The 16,164-nt window shown below is 40.9% G+C and carries 17 protein-coding genes and 1 pseudogene; 13 read left to right on the plus strand and 5 right to left on the minus strand.

Features of this window, described 5'->3' with window-relative positions; genetic code table 11:
- Positions 1 to 15 precede the first annotated feature (15 nt).
- The 3 genes from AC3ISB_RS01105 (at position 16) to AC3ISB_RS01115 (ending at position 3,533) form a co-directional block, all read left to right on the plus strand.
- Complete coding sequence (locus AC3ISB_RS01105; protein WP_098371752.1) at positions 16 to 1,500, plus strand: NCS1 family transporter; 1,485 nt, start codon at positions 16 to 18, stop codon at positions 1,498 to 1,500.
- Positions 1,501 to 1,516: 16 nt separating this feature from the next.
- Complete coding sequence (locus tag AC3ISB_RS01110) at positions 1,517 to 1,732, plus strand: hypothetical protein (RefSeq protein ID WP_098371753.1); 216 nt, start codon at positions 1,517 to 1,519, stop codon at positions 1,730 to 1,732.
- Between the two features lie 166 nt (positions 1,733 to 1,898).
- A complete protein-coding gene (locus tag AC3ISB_RS01115; protein WP_480340374.1) occupies positions 1,899 to 3,533 on the plus strand; it encodes a PucR family transcriptional regulator in 1,635 nt (544 codons plus the stop codon).
- A gap of 108 nt (positions 3,534 to 3,641) precedes the next feature.
- Here AC3ISB_RS01115 and yhfH (AC3ISB_RS01120) read toward each other — a convergent pair whose 3' ends face one another.
- Genes yhfH (AC3ISB_RS01120) through AC3ISB_RS01140 form a run of 5 tightly spaced genes read right to left on the minus strand, consistent with a single transcriptional unit; the run spans position 3,642 to position 4,462 of the window.
- A complete protein-coding gene (gene yhfH, locus AC3ISB_RS01120) occupies positions 3,642 to 3,782 on the minus strand; it encodes a protein YhfH (RefSeq protein WP_480340375.1) in 141 nt (46 codons plus the stop codon).
- A gap of 29 nt (positions 3,783 to 3,811) precedes the next feature.
- Entirely contained in the window at positions 3,812 to 3,949 is a 138-nt protein-coding gene (gene yhfH / locus AC3ISB_RS01125) for a protein YhfH (protein WP_144553350.1), read from the minus strand.
- Between the two features lie 29 nt (positions 3,950 to 3,978).
- Positions 3,979 to 4,116, minus strand: coding sequence for a protein YhfH (yhfH, locus tag AC3ISB_RS01130; protein WP_144529495.1), 138 nt, complete (start codon positions 4,114 to 4,116; stop codon positions 3,979 to 3,981).
- A 30-nt stretch (positions 4,117 to 4,146) separates the two neighbouring features.
- Positions 4,147 to 4,284 carry a protein YhfH gene (yhfH, locus tag AC3ISB_RS01135; protein WP_098372156.1) on the minus strand — a complete coding sequence of 46 codons (138 nt, stop codon included), beginning with the start codon at positions 4,282 to 4,284 and terminating at the stop codon, positions 4,147 to 4,149.
- A gap of 43 nt (positions 4,285 to 4,327) precedes the next feature.
- Positions 4,328 to 4,462: a protein YhfH gene (locus tag AC3ISB_RS01140; RefSeq protein WP_489275324.1), complete on the minus strand. Its 135-nt coding sequence runs from the start codon at positions 4,460 to 4,462 to the stop codon at positions 4,328 to 4,330.
- Positions 4,463 to 4,969: 507 nt separating this feature from the next.
- Between AC3ISB_RS01140 and AC3ISB_RS01145 the strand changes: the two genes are divergently transcribed.
- The 10 genes and pseudogenes from AC3ISB_RS01145 to AC3ISB_RS01190 all read left to right on the plus strand — a co-directional run bounded on the left by AC3ISB_RS01145 (position 4,970) and on the right by AC3ISB_RS01190 (position 16,129).
- The gene (locus tag AC3ISB_RS01145; protein ID WP_489275326.1) at positions 4,970 to 5,860 is read left to right on the plus strand and encodes a diacylglycerol/lipid kinase family protein; all 891 of its coding nucleotides are present in this window, start codon (positions 4,970 to 4,972) and stop codon (positions 5,858 to 5,860) included.
- Between the two features lie 298 nt (positions 5,861 to 6,158).
- Positions 6,159 to 8,192, plus strand: a complete 2,034-nt coding sequence (locus AC3ISB_RS01150; protein ID WP_098372153.1) for a Na+/H+ antiporter — start codon at positions 6,159 to 6,161, stop codon at positions 8,190 to 8,192.
- A gap of 119 nt (positions 8,193 to 8,311) precedes the next feature.
- Complete coding sequence (locus AC3ISB_RS01155; protein ID WP_377414710.1) at positions 8,312 to 8,830, plus strand: GNAT family N-acetyltransferase; 519 nt, start codon at positions 8,312 to 8,314, stop codon at positions 8,828 to 8,830.
- A gap of 179 nt (positions 8,831 to 9,009) precedes the next feature.
- Positions 9,010 to 10,395 carry a protoporphyrinogen oxidase gene (locus AC3ISB_RS01160; RefSeq protein WP_489275328.1) on the plus strand — a complete coding sequence of 462 codons (1,386 nt, stop codon included), beginning with the start codon at positions 9,010 to 9,012 and terminating at the stop codon, positions 10,393 to 10,395.
- Between the two features lie 170 nt (positions 10,396 to 10,565).
- On the plus strand, positions 10,566 to 11,108 hold the full coding sequence (locus AC3ISB_RS01165; protein ID WP_489275330.1) for a helix-turn-helix domain-containing protein: 543 nt from the start codon (positions 10,566 to 10,568) through the stop codon (positions 11,106 to 11,108).
- Positions 11,109 to 11,171: 63 nt separating this feature from the next.
- Positions 11,172 to 12,282: pseudogene (locus tag AC3ISB_RS01170) on the plus strand (ABC transporter ATP-binding protein).
- On the plus strand, positions 12,272 to 13,075 hold the full coding sequence (locus AC3ISB_RS01175) for an ABC transporter permease (protein ID WP_098372159.1): 804 nt from the start codon (positions 12,272 to 12,274) through the stop codon (positions 13,073 to 13,075). Before AC3ISB_RS01170 ends, AC3ISB_RS01175 begins: the two are co-directional and overlap by 11 nt.
- A gap of 1 nt (position 13,076) precedes the next feature.
- Positions 13,077 to 13,880 carry an ABC transporter permease gene (locus tag AC3ISB_RS01180; protein WP_098372148.1) on the plus strand — a complete coding sequence of 268 codons (804 nt, stop codon included), beginning with the start codon at positions 13,077 to 13,079 and terminating at the stop codon, positions 13,878 to 13,880.
- Positions 13,877 to 14,950, plus strand: a complete 1,074-nt coding sequence (locus tag AC3ISB_RS01185; protein WP_339201234.1) for an ABC transporter substrate-binding protein — start codon at positions 13,877 to 13,879, stop codon at positions 14,948 to 14,950. Before AC3ISB_RS01180 ends, AC3ISB_RS01185 begins: the two co-directional genes overlap by 4 nt.
- Before the next feature lie 288 nt (positions 14,951 to 15,238).
- Complete coding sequence (locus AC3ISB_RS01190; protein WP_063236126.1) at positions 15,239 to 16,129, plus strand: foldase protein PrsA; 891 nt, start codon at positions 15,239 to 15,241, stop codon at positions 16,127 to 16,129.
- Positions 16,130 to 16,164 lie beyond the last annotated feature (35 nt).

Raw genomic sequence — 16,164 nt, forward strand, 5'->3', positions numbered from 1 at the left:
TTAGGGGGATTTTCTATGAGTGAGAAGAAAGATTATTTAAAGTCTCCCGATTTGCTGCCTATACCTCATAGTGAGAAAAATATAAGTGCAGCCGGATTTGGTTTCATTTGGGTGGGCATGGCTGTAGTATTGGCCGCCTTCGCAATCGGTGGGAACGGTGTTCAAAGTTTATCCTTAGGCTGGGTCGTTCTTGCAACGGTCATTGCCTGTGTGGTTCTCGGCTTTTTGATGACAATGACAGGGGATATTGGTGTTGAACATGGAATATCATTCCCGGTCTATATGAGGGCGCCGTTCGGTACGATTGGCACCCACATCCCTTCGGTTGTACGGGGTTTTGTAGCGTCATGCTGGTTCGGCCTCAATACTTACTTTGGAGCCACTGCAATGAACGCTATCTTCACAACCCTTTTTGACTTTGATAATTGGTTTATATGCTTCCTCATTTTTGCCGTTTTACAATTGGTCAACACGGCAATGGGAATAAAGTCGATAGAACGATTCGCCGACTTGGCGGCGCCCGTTATCATTTTAATTTCTGGCTGGATGTACTTCACTCTATCCGATCAGGCTGTGGCCCAAGGAAGAGATGTATGGTCCTGGATTGAAAGTCCGGTCACTGGCGGGGCTGCCGCCACGGCTTTCATGGTCGTCATCATGGCAAATATGGGATTTTGGGGCACGTTGACTGCAGATATGCCCACGCTTTCCCGCTATATAAAGGCACCAAAAAATGAAAAAAATTGGTTCAAGCGCAATAAGGGGCAAATAATTGGGAATATTATCACCTATCCCATCACGCAGACGTTCATGGTGATTATCGGAGCCGTTTCTTATATGGCTGTTTCCAATTATGATCCTGTAGTTGCCATACAGGGATCAGCAAGTGGAATTGCTCTCGGGGTCCTATTAATCATGATCGTATTTGCTCAATGGTCGACGAATACTACGGCCAATGTCATTCCCGCAGCTACGATTTTCTCCAATGTCATGGGTCCTAAAATGCCATTTTGGGCGGGAGTCGTTGTGGCGGGGGTTATTGGGATAGTAGTTCAGCCATGGAGCCTGTTCGGCATCATAATAGAAGTTTTATTAATAATAGGCGGAATCCTGGCATCCATTGTCGGCATCCTGATAGCGGATTACTATTTCCTCCGTAAACGGAGAGTGAATGTACGAGACCTCTATGAGAGTGAAGGCCAGTATAAATATTTGAATGGAGTGAATTGGGCAGGAATCATTTCTTGGGTGATTGGCGGAATCGGTGCCACGATTTTTTCAAATTACTCGTTTATTATTGGCTTTCTTCTCGGCGGTGCAAGTTATTATATATTAGCTAAGTATTGGTGGTTCAAGCAATATGAACAAGCTGAAATCATTGATCCCAGCGATGAGAAATATTTAGGAATTTCAGTTGGCAGGGATTGGAAAATCGGAAAAGGTCCAGAACTTGAGGAAGAGATGGTTTTTCCGGCTTCAACCGGCAAGGAGAACGTATGAAAAAGGGGGAATGTAAATGTCCGAATATCAAGAGTATCGCTTAGAAAGGGAACAAATCGATTTTTTACTTGAAAGAGGATATCGAATCACCCGGGTTTCCGAAAGTTTAAGTGGAGCTTTTCTCGATTTTGAACTGATTGAAGGAACGAAGCAGGAATGGAAGCAATTGAACATCAAAACCCCGGAAGGAAGGAAATACTTCTCTACATTGCTTGTCAAAAAATTGAATTGAAATGGTTATGAACCGGGCCTATTCCTCACGAATGGGTCCTTTTTCTTGTTCCTGTTCGATTTTTTTGTAGAATTTTGACGTTAGATTTTCTAACAAGTGTCTGGAGATTTAAAGGTTGTCCGTTTATAATAGATTTTAAAGCAGTTTTATAAAAGGATGTGTATGGATGAATACATCGATTACAATCGAGGAAATTCTAACACGCAAGCATTTTAATCTGACGGATATAATTGCAGGTAGCGGTGGGATAAAGCGTCAAGTGAAGTGGGTACACTGTATGGAAGTAACCCAAATCAGCCATTTGTTAAATGGAAATGAACTGATTCTGACTACCGGTTTAGGGTGGAAAGATTGCGATGACACATTTCTATCCTACTTAAGACAGTTAATTGAATGCGATGCAGCTGGACTCTGTATAGAGGTTGGCGCAGACACCATGGCCGTGCCGCAATGTGCCATTGATCTCGCAAATGAACGGCAATTCCCTATCATCCTATTTCATGAAGAGGTCCCTTTCGTAGAAATCACGCAGGATATTCATTCCCTTATCATCAATAAACAATATCAGATGATCTCCAACTTAGAAAACTACTCCCAGCAGTTAAATAAAAATCTCCTCGAAATTGACCATTATGAACCAATTCTAAAATTTCTCCACAGCTATTTAAATGTACAGGTTATTCTTATCTTTAATGAAAATGATATAGCCAGCATTCCAAAAACCAAGAAAAAAATAACCTTCCAAATGGTAGCGGACATATACGAAGAGAGGCGGAAATTGGATAAGACCGTTCTTGGACAGCCGATTCAAGTGCTCGGTGAAAATTATGCGGAACTGCTCATTTGCAGCAACGACAGAGAGTTGACTGATTTTGATTCACTGATCTTGGATCGAACGGCTACCGCATTGGCACAGCATCTATTAAGGGAGTTATATATAGAAGAAAAGAAAATGTCGGAAGAAAGTAAATGGCTTACAAATTGGATTGAAGGTGAATATAGTGACGAAGCAATCCGGGAGAGACTTTCCTATATTGATCCGAAAATGCAGTTGGATGGCGGAATTGTTTGCATTTGCAAACAACACCCAAAATATAATAAAAGTTCCACAAAATTAGATGGAACCTATTTTAAGATAATGTTTAGAACAGTTTTTGAACAGTACGGGTTTCAGATATTTTCCATGGAAATACATCAGCATCTTGTTTTTATTTTAGGTGATAATCGTTCATCTGAAGATTGGAAATCAAGGATTACAAGCGCGGTGGATCGAATCATGAAAATGGATGTAAGCGGGCGTAATCGTATGGGTCTGCTTGCCATTGGGTTTGGAAAGCATGTTCAAAGGTTAAGTGAGATTTATAAAAGTTATGAAACGGCCCGTGAGACTTTGCTGCTTCAGGATACACTACCAGAGGATAACAGGAGCTTCTTTTATCAGGACTTACATATGCATCGCATGATTTCGCTCATAAATAAACATGGTAATCTGGAGGAAACGGTGTACGAATATTTAGGTCCGGTCATTGAATATGACAAGCAAAACAATGGTGAGTTAATGCCTACCTTGAAGACCTATCTTGCTTGTAACGGTTCCAAACAGGAAACATCGAAACAACTATTCATTGTCCGGCAAACGCTATACCATAGGCTTGAAAAATTGGAGAAACTGCTAGGTTCTGATTTTATGCGTTCAGATAAGCGTCTAGGCCTTGAATTCATGATTTTTGCATTGGATTTCTTACAATACAGCAGCAGGCAGATAAGTGGAAAATATGTAGACAAATATATTGGGAGATAAAAAATAAGTACGGCTTAAGGGTGTCCCGGGGACATCCTTTTTTGAATGCAAGGAAATAATGCTGACATCAAATTGGCCTATATAGCTTCTTGATGTCAGCATCTTATATTAATATTCATCTTTTTTGGAAAGGCAGCGGTCACATTCCAAGAGGTAGGATTCAGCTTGTTCCGTGATTTGGGTCCCGCATTCCGAACATTGTTTAGGCGGCAGAGTCCTGAAGAATTCCAATGGGTTTTTAGTTTGCATGATGATTCCTCCTTATGATTTGGTTTAATTTAGTCTTCGTGTTTCGAAAGGCAGCGGTCACATTCCATTAAGTAGGATTCAGCTTGTTCCGTGATATGGGTTCCGCACTCCGAACATTGTTTAGGCGGCAGAGTCCTGAAGAATTCCAATGGGTTTTTAGTTTGCATGATGATTCCTCCTTTTTGATTTGGTTTAATCAGTCTTCGCGTTTGGAAAGGCAGTAGTCACATTCCATTAAGTAGGATTCAGCTTGTTCCGTGATATGGGTTCCGCACTCCGAACATTGTTTAGGCGGCAGAGTCCTGAAGAATTCCAGTGGATTTATAGTTTGCATGGTGGTTCCTCCTTTTTTGATTTGGTTTAATCAGTCTTCGCGTTTGGAAAGGCAGCGGTCACATTCCATTAAGTAGGACTCAGCGTGCTCAATAATATGGTCACCGCACTCGGGGCAATGTTTAGCAGGGATATTGTTAAAAAACTCAATGGACTTTTTCATTTGCATGATATTTCCTCCTTTTTAATGTTAGATATATTTTCCGATCGTTTTATTCTTCACGTTTGGAAAGGCAGCGATCGCATTCCATCAGATAGGAATCTGAGTGGTCCACATGTGTTTCACCACACTCCGGGCAATGATTAAATGAATCGATTATGAATAAATCTGATTGATTTGCTTGCATGTCTCGCTCCTCCTCTTTATAGTACAGTTTTGGGTGTTTGCTTGTTGTTATAATACAGTATATACCCGAATTTGGAAAATGTATAGGTATTTTACAGAAAATTTCAAATTTTTTTCACTCTTAGTGTGAAAACCTTATAGGAAAGGGATTTATCATAAATTTATTTTTGTATTTTTCTTCACGGCAAGTAGGAAATTGAAGAAATAATGCTTTTTATGAAAGGAAAAAACAAAGAGGGAGCGAAAGGGACAGACAATTTTCAATTGGTTGAGATAGGTATTAATGTAACAGATGTGGAACAGGAAATTTCAGTGATCAGTGAATGCCGGTTTCACAGCCTATGTAACAAATAAGAGCCTGTTTTAAAATGACGGAAAACTTCAAGTGGCAGCGATTAAGTTACTGGGGGAAATGCTTATTTAACAATCAGAAAAAATGTCCGTGTGGTTTTAGTACATCAGTAAAGAGGTAACTTGCTAGTAGAAGTACAATAATGGGAGGTAGCATATGTCGAAAGCGATGATTATCATCAATCCATCTTCAGGTAAGGAAAAGGCAGGAAAGATTTTGCCGAAAGCGGAAAAGGCACTTGGTGAAATTTATGATGTGGTAAGCGTTTGTAAAACGGAAGGAGAGGGGGATGCTATGGATTTTGCAAAGGAGGCCTGTGCAGAAAGGTTCGATGCTGTCATTTCCATGGGTGGGGATGGAACGGTGAATGAGATAGTGAATGGCTTGGGCGAGCAGCAACATCGACCTATTTTCGGAATCATTCCACTAGGAACCATTAATGATTTCGCGAGATCTTTGGGAATACCCCTGGATCCTAATGCAGCCATTGAGATCTTAAAGGATATGCATATTAAGGAATCGGACATAGGGAAGATCAATGACCGTTACTTCATGAATGTGTTGGCAGTAGGGGCGATCGCCGAGGCTACCTATAATGTTACCGTTGAACAAAAAACCCGTCTGGGGTCTTTTGCATATTTCATTGAAGGAGCAAAAGCGATCATTAAAAAGACTCCGTTTCCTTTAACGGTGGAACATGATCAGGGAAAGTGGATGGGCGAGGCACATTTACTAATTGCAACAATGACTAACTCTGTCGGTGGTTTCGAACAACTTGCACCAGAGGCGGAAGTGAATGATGGAAAGCTGCACACATTCATCATTAAGGATTTATCTCTTCCTCTCATCGTCAAGATCATTCCCAGTTTAATTAGGGGGGAGATCAAGGGGCATGACGAAGTTGAATATATTAAAACATCCAAGCTCCATTTAGCCACATCAGAGGAACTAGCAGTCAATATCGATGGCGATGAAGGCATCCGTCTTCCTTTCCAGGCAAATGTACTGCACAAACATCTTCGTCTCTTTGTCCCGGGAACTAAATAAGTTTTTTAGTCCGAGCTTGTTATGGGAGGTGTCTTTTCACAAAGACCATTTTCATTCATCATTTGGGAAAAGCTGATTATGGTTAGCCAATCAGCTTTTTTCTGTTTTATGTGTGCCCAAGTTTGTTGATAGAGTTGATTTTGTAAAACATCCAATCACTTCAATCTTCATGATATTAAAACAGGTATCATTATTCAGGAGGATTCTAGGTTAGAATAGTTAATGCATGAATGAATGGGTATAAATATGTTACGCTTATAGTTATGAGAATAGATGAGAGAGGAAGTTTGATGTTTGTATGGAGTTTTTTCTTGTTATATTAGCTCTTCTTATATTGATTGGAGTGTCTAATGTAATTAACCATTTTATACCCTTTATACCTGTACCATTAATACAAATAACACTGGGTGTCATATTGGCGCTTTTACCCCTGGGTATGCATGTTGAGATGGAGACGGAATTGTTTTTGCTGTTATTCATCGCGCCCCTATTGTTCAATGATGGAAAAAATGTACCCCGAACAGCACTATGGAAGTTGAGAGCACCCATTCTAATGCTTGCACTGGGACTTGTATTCATAACGGTTTGGGCAGGCGGGTATTTAATTAATTGGATGATCCCTTCGATTCCATTGCCGGCGGCTTTCGCTTTGGCGGCCATTTTGTCACCTACAGATGTTGTGGCAGTGAGTGCTTTGGCGAGTCGGGTCAAGTTACCGAAGAGCATCATGCACCTTCTCGAAGGAGAAGGACTAATGAATGATGCCTCAGGTCTAGTTGCCTTTAAGTTTGCCGTTGCGGCTACAGTTACTGGTGTTTTCTCCTTAGTCGATGCAACCTTCAGTTTCATATGGATTGCAATTGGCGGGTTTGTAGGTGGAGCAATACTTGCTTTCATCATTATCAGGCTTCGTGTAGTTCTTCGCCGTTTAGGGATGGAAGACGTCACGATGCATATGCTGATCCAAATCCTAACTCCTTTTATTATTTTCCTCGCTGTGGAACATTTCCACCTTTCTGGGATTTTAGCGGTCGTGGCTGGGGGAATTGTCCATGCCATTGAACGAGATCGGGAAATATCACCAACTGTGGAACTTCAGGTCGTTTCAAGAAGTACATGGTCCGTCATTTTATATATATTGAATGGCCTTGTATTCGTTTTGCTTGGCTTGCAAATCCCAAGCGTTGCGAAAATTATCTTTCAAGATCCAGCCTTCAATAATGGACAAGTGATCCTTTATATCGTGGTCATTACACTTTTCCTCTTCGCTTTACGATTCATTTGGCTTACGGCTGCCTGGTCAATTGGCTGGATGACGAAAAAAGCAGGCGCCCAAAAACCGGACTTCAAAGCGGCCGGAATCATTACCATTTCCGGTGTTCGCGGAGCTGTAACGTTAGCGGGTTCGTTTTCGATTCCGTATGTGTTGGCGGATGGAAGTCCTTTTCCTGAGCGTTCGTTAATCATTTTCATAGCAGCAGGAGTCATTTTGCTGACCTTGATTGTTGCGAGTGTATTTCTGCCAATCGTGGCACGGTCCGAAGAAGAGGAAGTGGTGGACAAGCAGGCTGACAAAACGAAAACTGCTGCCATTCACTCACATCAAGCGGCTATTCGGGTGATTGAGTCACAAATGACTGATGAAAACCGGGAAGCGGCTTTATCGATCATTTCGAGGTACTGTACAAAGATCAATGATTTGTCCTATGTAGAACAGGAGAAAGAACCAGCTGCATTAAGGGAAGAAGAGAAGGATCTTCGCTTCAAGGCCCTTGAAGCAGAGCAAAGATTCCTGGATAAGCTCATTAAGGATGAAAAAGTGGACCGGGAGACGGCGTATATATGCAAGGAATACATCCAGCGTATGGAAAGTGCCGTAACAAATCGACTGAAGTTCCGTTTTTTCAGGTCAGTAACGCTTTTCAGAAGAAGTATGCTGAGGGTTTTAAAATTATTTTTCCCTAATAAAAGAGAAATAAGAAAAATCAATCTTGAGAGATTGGAAAAGGTCAGGGATCTTAAAATCAGGATGTATAAAGCTGCCATCCAAGAGATACAGGCCGGAATTACAGCCGATAATCATAAGACATCCTCGATGATCATAGATGAGTATAAAGTGCTGATTTTAAAATGTAAACGTGAAAATAGAGGCCGGACCCCGAGTAAAATGGCCGATTATGAAAGAGAGCTGTTCTATAAAGCGATCCAGGCAGAACGGGACGAAGTGCAGGATATGTTTGAAAAACGAGTAATTTCCCGAGATGTTGCCAACATACTCCGCCAGCAGATCAATTTACGGGAAGCACTAACAATCAATGAAAATACACATTGATTTACTTAAGGAGCACTGCCGATATATTCGGCAGTGCTCCTTGCGGTTTATGAAGGGATTATCGGAAGGGTCATCGAATCATTAATGTATCCAATAATTGATGATAGAGGGTGTGCTTAATGAACCAGGACAAGGAAATCGGGACCATCACCTTAACGCCTTATTTACCGGAACATCTTCACCAGCTTTCCCAGTTTTATTTACCGGATACACAAACCCCTTTTTCTGCTCTGCCTGAAGAGTCACTAAAATATTGCCGGGAAGATTGCGACAGGCATCCTATCGTAATAATGGATGAGGGTATTCCAGTTGGTTTTTTCGTTTTACACATTGGCGAGAATATCACCCCTTTCACCAATGATAAAAAAGCGATATTACTCCGTGGATTTCTTGTTGATCAAAAGCATCAAGGTAAAGGGGTTGCGAAGAAAGCCTTGCAAATCCTTCCGGAATTCGCAAAAGCGATTTTTCCAAACAAGGATTCGATCATTCTGGCAGTGAACGTCATGAACGTGATTGCAAAATCGCTATATGCGAAATCGGGGTATCAGGATACAGGGATTCAAAAAGTAGGCAGAAGCGGGTTGATGGAGATAATGGAGTATCGATTAGATACGATGAACAAGGATATGGAATAAGAAACGAATAACTAATATTGTTTGATCTAGACTTTTCCAAGAGGAGAGGTCTTTTTTTGTCAAATTTGTTACAGGTTTCATTACGAAACCAATGAATTAGAAGTGCCGCTTTTAATAATGCCGCTGCCTTATGGTACACTTTACTTAATGCAAAATTCGTTAATCGAGGTGTAGCCCTAATGAAAACAGTCGTAGTCGTAGGTGGAGGCATTACCGGTTTATCAACCATGTATTATTTACAAAAAACAGTTAAAGCGAGGAATCTCTCCGTACGATTGATATTAATAGAAGGAAATGAGGAACTAGGCGGTAAAATAAGGACTGTGCTCAATGGTCCATTTAAAATTGAAGCGGGTGCCGATTCGATTGTCGCCAGGAAACAAAATATAAAACCATTTATTAAGGAATTGAACCTAGAGGATCAAGTTGTCTATAATGCGACGGGAAAATCATTCATCCATACAGATGGGATGCTGAAGGGAATTCCCGAGGATGCCCTATTCGGAATACCAATGAGCCTTGAGTCGCTGGCGAAAAGCGATCTGGTTTCTGCCCAAGGGAAGGTTGACGCCTTAAAGGATTTCTATACAAAAAATGAGACGTTTACGAAGAATGACTCAATTGGTTTATTTCTTGAAAGCTTTTTAGGTAAGGAATTGGTGCAAAAGCAGATATCGCCTGTCCTATCGGGTGTTTACTCAGGAAAATTAAATGAATTGACCATTGCCAAAACACTGCCAGAGATGCTGGATTATAAAAATGAATATGGCAGTATAATACGCGGTCTATCGGAAAATAAGCAGAAATACCAAAGCAAGGGAAATAAGAAGTTCCTTTCGTTTAAAAATGGCTTATCAACATTGGTTGATCGAATTGAGGAAAGCCTCGATCTGGTGGAAATTTTAAAAGGGGTCAGTGTGGATAAAATTGGAGTTGGAGATGAAGGGTACATCATTTCATTGGCAAACGGTGCAACGCTGGAAACGGACTTCATCGTATTGAGTACACCGCATACAGTTGCCCAGAAATTATTGGGTGATCGGGAGTTGGATGAGGACTTCGACGGCTTGATCAATAGTTCGATGATTAGCGTTTATCTTGGATTCGATATCCCGGACAGCATGCTTCCTAAAGACGGGACAGGTTTTATTGCAGGTGATAATAGTGATTTGATCTGCAATGCATGTACATGGACAAGCCGGAAATGGAAGCATACTTCTGAAAACAGTCAGCTTTTGGTAAGGCTTTTTTATAAAAGCTCTAGTCCGGACTATGAACGCTTACGGTCCCTTACAAACCAGGAATTGATCCAGGTGGCTTTACGCGACATTAAAAACAGTCTAAGCATTTCCGGGAATCCAGTAACGAGTGAAGTGACGAAATGGCATGAGAATATGCCGAACTACCATATTAAACATCCTCAAATCGTTCAATCATTGGAGGAGAAAATCTCCGAGAATTATCCGAATGTTTTACTTGCGGGCTGCTCATACAATGGTGTCGGAATACCGGACTGTATTGCTGATGGGGAAAAGAAAGCGCAAGAGATATGTCTGAAGTTGTAAAAGGGGGACTGCCAAGTGGCGGTCCTTTTTTTATTCACACCTGGAAATTCCGTTTGAAGTTTCCCGCATTTCCTGTATAATGATATTCGTAAAATTAAACTGAAAGTTTACTTATATAAAACTTTATCTACTGTGGGTTTACTATAAGTAAACCGATTGAGGGTAATGGGATGCAAATTGGAAAAAAAATAAAGAACCTTCGCTTGAAAAAAGGATTGACCCAGGAAGAATTGGGGGAAAGAACGGATTTAAGCAAAGGATATATTTCACAGTTGGAAAGGGATCTTAGTTCCCCTTCAATTGAAACTCTTTTTAATATTTTAGAAGTACTCGGCTGCAAGCCGAAGCAGTTCTTCGATGAAGAGGATACAGTCCAAAAAGTGGTTTATGAAGAAGAAGCACAAACATTTTTCATCGATGAAGAACGCGGGTATCAAATTCAGTGGCTCGTGCCTGAATCGAATGAAAAGGAAATGGAACCTATTCGGCTGATTCTCCAGGAAAAAGGGGAGTTCAAACAGTTTGAACCATCCCTGTCGGAAACATTCGGTTATGTATTAAGCGGAAGAGTCATTGTAAAGCTTGGTACACATACGTATTTCGTCAGGGCAGGGGAATCGATTTATTTTCATGCTTCAGATGAACATCAAATCATCAATGATTTTGAAGGTCCGTCAGAGTTATTACTCGTGGTGACGGAATCATACTTATAGAATTCAAAACAAATGCAATCGTTGAAGATTGATGAGTAAGGTAATGGAGAGAGGGAAGAAGCTATGGCAAACGGGAATATAATACGCTTCGATCAGGTTACGAAGCAATTTGATGATGATACGGTAGTTCTCGATAATGTTAGTTTTGAAATCGAGAGAGGGAAGTTCTATACGCTCTTGGGTCCTTCCGGATGTGGGAAGACCACGATCCTTCGCTTGATTGCCGGATTTACGGAAGCCTCCAAAGGTGATATTTACTTTGAAGGTAAAAAGATCAATGATGTGCCAGCCAATAAAAGGCAAGTGAATACGGTATTTCAGGATTATGCACTTTTTCCGCATTTAAATGTGTTTGAAAATGTAGCATTTGGTCTTCGGATTAAAAAAATGAAGAATTCGGAAGTGGAAATCAAGGTGAAGGAAGCCCTCAGCTTTGTTAATTTGGAGGGGTATGAAAAACGGGAGAATCAGGGAAATGTCCGGCGGTCAGCGGCAACGGGTAGCGATTGCCAGGGCGATTGTTAATGAACCGGAAGTCATCCTTCTGGATGAACCGCTATCTGCCCTCGATTTAAAATTACGTACAGAAATGCAATATGAATTACGGGAGCTGCAACAGAGGCTTGGTATCACGTTTATCTTCGTCACTCATGACCAAGAGGAAGCGTTAGCGATGTCAGATGAGATTTTTGTCCTTAACAAAGGGAAGATTCAGCAAAGTGGAACCCCTACGGATATTTATGATGAACCACTGAATCGGTTCGTTGCAGATTTCATCGGTGAGTCTAATATTGTAAAAGGAAAAATGATTGAAGATTACTGTGTGGAATTCGTCGGCAGACAGTTCGAATGTGTCGACCAAGGATTGAACAGTAATGAAGCTGTCGATATCGTCATCCGCCCGGAAGATTTAGAGATTACTTCCGTAGATCGCGGAAAACTGCAAGTTCGGGTGGACTCCCAGCTATTTCGCGGTGTTCATTATGAAATCAGCTGTTATGACCATGATGGAAATGAATGGCTTGTCCAATCAACGAAAAAAGTGGCAGTTGGAGATGAAATAGGTCTTTATTTCGATCCAGAATCGATTCATGTCATGCGATTGGGTGAAACGGAAGAAGAATTCGATAAACGTCTGGAAGCGTATCATGATGGAGAAAGTCATGAAGAATAAAATATCCCGGAATATTTACTTCATACCCTATGTCTTATGGATTGCTTTATTCGTGATTGCACCCATTTTGTTAATCCTTTACTATTCCTTCTTTGACATTGAAGGCAATCTATCTTTGATTAACTATCAAAAGTTCTTTACGCCAGTATATTTAACAATGACATTAAGCTCATTTTGGTATGCTTTCCTGATTACGGGAATATCCCTTTTAGTCGCTTACCCAACCGCATATTTGTTAACGAAAACAAAGCATAAGCAGTTGTGGCTTTTGCTAATCATCGTTCCTTCCTGGATCAATTTACTTTTGAAGGCTTATGCCTTCATTGGTATTTTTGGCACGTATGGTGTGGCGAATGGTTTTCTAGAGGCTGTAGGAATCGGGAAGCAGCAGATTCTCTTTACGGATTTCAGCTTCATATTCGTTTCGGTTTATATTTTTATCCCGTTTATGATCTTACCGATATTCAATTCGCTTGATAAAATGAATCCAACCCTTTTGGATGCGGCTAATGACTTGGGAGCGTCCCGATGGATGACATTCCGCCGTGTCATTTTTCCATTGACGTTAGATGGTGTAAAGACGGGATGCCAGGTAGTCTTCATCCCGGCACTTTCTTTGTTCATGCTTACAAGACTGATTGCCGGTAACCGCGTCATTACGCTTGGTACGGCTATCGAGCAGCACTTCCTTGTGACACAGGATTGGGGAATGGGTTCCACAATTGCGGTATTTTTAATTATTATAATGTTCCTGATTATGTTTGTAACGGGTAACCGAAAGCAGGGTGTGTAAATTGGGCAATAAATTATCACCAACATCAAAAGCGTTTCTCGTTTTGATTTTTCTCATACTCTATGCACCGATTTTCTTTTTAGTCTTTTACTCTTTTAACAGCGGTGGAACGATGTATGACTTTAAAGGGTTCACGATGGAGTGGTACATGGAACTGTTCCAAGATACAAGGCTGCTGATCATTGTATTGAATACACTTGTGATCGCTTTATTATCTGCACTGATCTCAACGATCATTGGGGTGATGGGGGCGATTGGAATTCGGTCCTTTACGAGCAGTAAAGCTAAGAATACGGTATTATCATTGAATAATGTATTGATTGTCAGTCCCGATGTGATCATCGGTGCTTCCTTCCTGATTTTATTCACAATGGCCGGGATCAAGCTTGGATTCTACTCGGTACTGTTGTCGCATATCGCCTTCAGCATCCCGATCGTAGTGCTACTGGTTCTTCCGAAACTTCAGGAAATGAGCCCTACTTTAATTGATGCGGCCCGAGATTTAGGGGCAAGCCGGTGGGATGTATTGACGAAGGTCATCCTTCCATACATCTTACCAGGTATCTTTGCTGGTTTTTTTATGGCATTGACTTATTCACTTGATGATTTTGCAGTTACGTTCTTTGTGACCGGTAATGGCTTCTCCACTCTTTCTGTGGAAATCTATTCATTGGCCCGCCGTGGTATTTCATTGAATATCAATGCACTATCGACACTGCTGTTCGTCGTGACACTGCTGTTGGTTGTCGTATATTACTTTATAACTCAACGTGTAAGGCAAACGGGAATGGGGGGGAAACGATGAAAAGGCTTGTCCAAATGTTTTTGATCATTTCCCTCGTATCCGCTTTGCTGCTATATGCGATTTCAAGATTGAATTCATCGCAGGGGTTTACGAGCAGCAATACGCTTACCATCTATAATTGGGGCGATTACATCGATACGGATCTAATCGAACGTTTTGAAAAAGAAACAGGGATAAAGGTCATTTATGAGACGTTCGATTCGAATGAGGCCATGATGACTAAAATCGAACAAGGCGGTACGACTTATGACATTGCCATCCCGTCTGAGTATATGATCGATAAGATGCGGCAAGAAGACTTGCTGATTCCCTTGGATCATTCCAAGCTTCCGAATTTGAAAAATATCGATGAGCGATTCATCGATCTGCCATTCGATCCGGAGAATAAATATTCCGTCCCTTATTTCTGGGGAACGGTCGGAATTGTTTACAATTCCAAGATGCTCGGTGGCAAAGAAATAACGGCCTGGGCGGATTTATGGGATAAAGATTTAAAAAATGAAATCCTTTTGACGGATGGGGCAAGAGAAGTGATGGGTATGGGTCTCAACTCTTTGAATTATTCATTGAATGATATAGATGAAGAACACCTTCAAGAGGCAAAATCCAAGCTTGATGCCCTCACCCCGAATATTAAAGCGATAGTAGGAGATGAAAGCCGCATGCTATTGGAAGCCCAGGAAGCGGCGATTGGCCTTGTTTGGTCGGGAGTTGCTTCTGAAATCATGGCTGAAAATGAAGATCTCGAATACGTTGTTCCAAAAGAGGGGTCCAATTTATGGTTTGATAATATGGTCATACCGAAGACAACCAAAAATGTCGATGCGGCTCACCAGTTCATCAACTTCATGCTGGACCCGAAAGTTGCGGCACAGAATGCTGAATATGTAAGTTACTCGACACCTAATAAAGAAGCACTGAAATATATGCCTGAAGAAGTGGTGAAGGATGAACGTTTCTATCCATCACCGGAACTGACAAAGAAACTCGAAGTGTACGAAAACCTCGGGAAGAAAAACTTGGCCCATTACAACGAACTCTTCCTTGAATTCAAGATGCATCGTAAATAACACATAAAAAAAGCATGGTGTAGGAATTCCCTCCGTACACCATGCTTTTTTGTTTCTATGTTTTTGCACTCAGTTACCTATATATCATAGTCGATATAACGGTATAATTTCTTTTTTGTAATGATCAACCAAATCTCAATGTAAATTGGTAGCAGAATGAAATACTCTAAAATATCTGTAGGGATATATGTATGTTAGTATAATGATGGGTTAGTGCATATTAAGGAATCTTAAGGATTAATTAATATTTCTAAGCTATCATTATAGAAAAATTAAGGGAGAGTATTCATGAAACTATTAAGAAGCACGAAGGCATATATTTGGGCAGGGAGCATTTTAATCATTGCCGGGATCATGGTATTTGCGATGATCTCGTCCACGGATAAGACAATGGCGAGCATCGATGGCGAGAAAATCAGTAAGGATGAGCTGTATGACGCGCTTGTTGCGGGGTACGGAGCAGACACTTTAGACCTGTTAGTTACGAATAAATTGGTTGAATTGGAAGCGGAAAAAGCGGGAATTAAAATAAAGGATGAAGAAATCCAGAAAGAAATCGATACTATGGTTGAGTCCTATGGTGATGAAAAGTCGTTAAAAGAGCAATTGGAAGCAAGCGGTTCTTCCATGGAGGCCTTAAAAAAGGACATCGTGGTTTATCTGCAAACGAAAAAACTGGTCGAACCGAGAATTACCGTGACGGACGATGAAATCAGTACGTATTTTGAAGATAATAAAGAAACATTTGATCAAGCTGAACAAGTGGAAGCTAGTCATATTTTAGTCGAAGACGAAAAAACGGCTAAAAAAGTTGCGAAAGAAATTGCAGAAGGCGGTGATTTCGCTAAATTGGCAGCTGAATATTCCACTGATACACAAACGGCGGATAACGGCGGAAGCCTGGGGTATTTTGGGAAAGGTGATATGGTGGGAGAGTTTGAAGATGTCGCCTTTGATCTTGATATAAATAAAGTCAGTGACCCAGTCAAATCCGATTATGGGTACCATATCATAAAAGTAACCGGTAAGAAGGAAGCAAAAAAGGCTAATTTAGAAGACAGTAAAGATGTAATTAAAGAAACGCTTCTTTCTGAAAAATTACAAGAGGAATATCCAGTTTGGTTGGCTGAAGTGAAAAAAGACCATGAGATAACGAATAAATTAGAGGGTTCTAACTAAGATCATCGTGTGAGATGATATATGGAAAAACAAAA

The sequence above is a fragment of the Peribacillus sp. GL_122 genome (assembly GCF_057835005.1).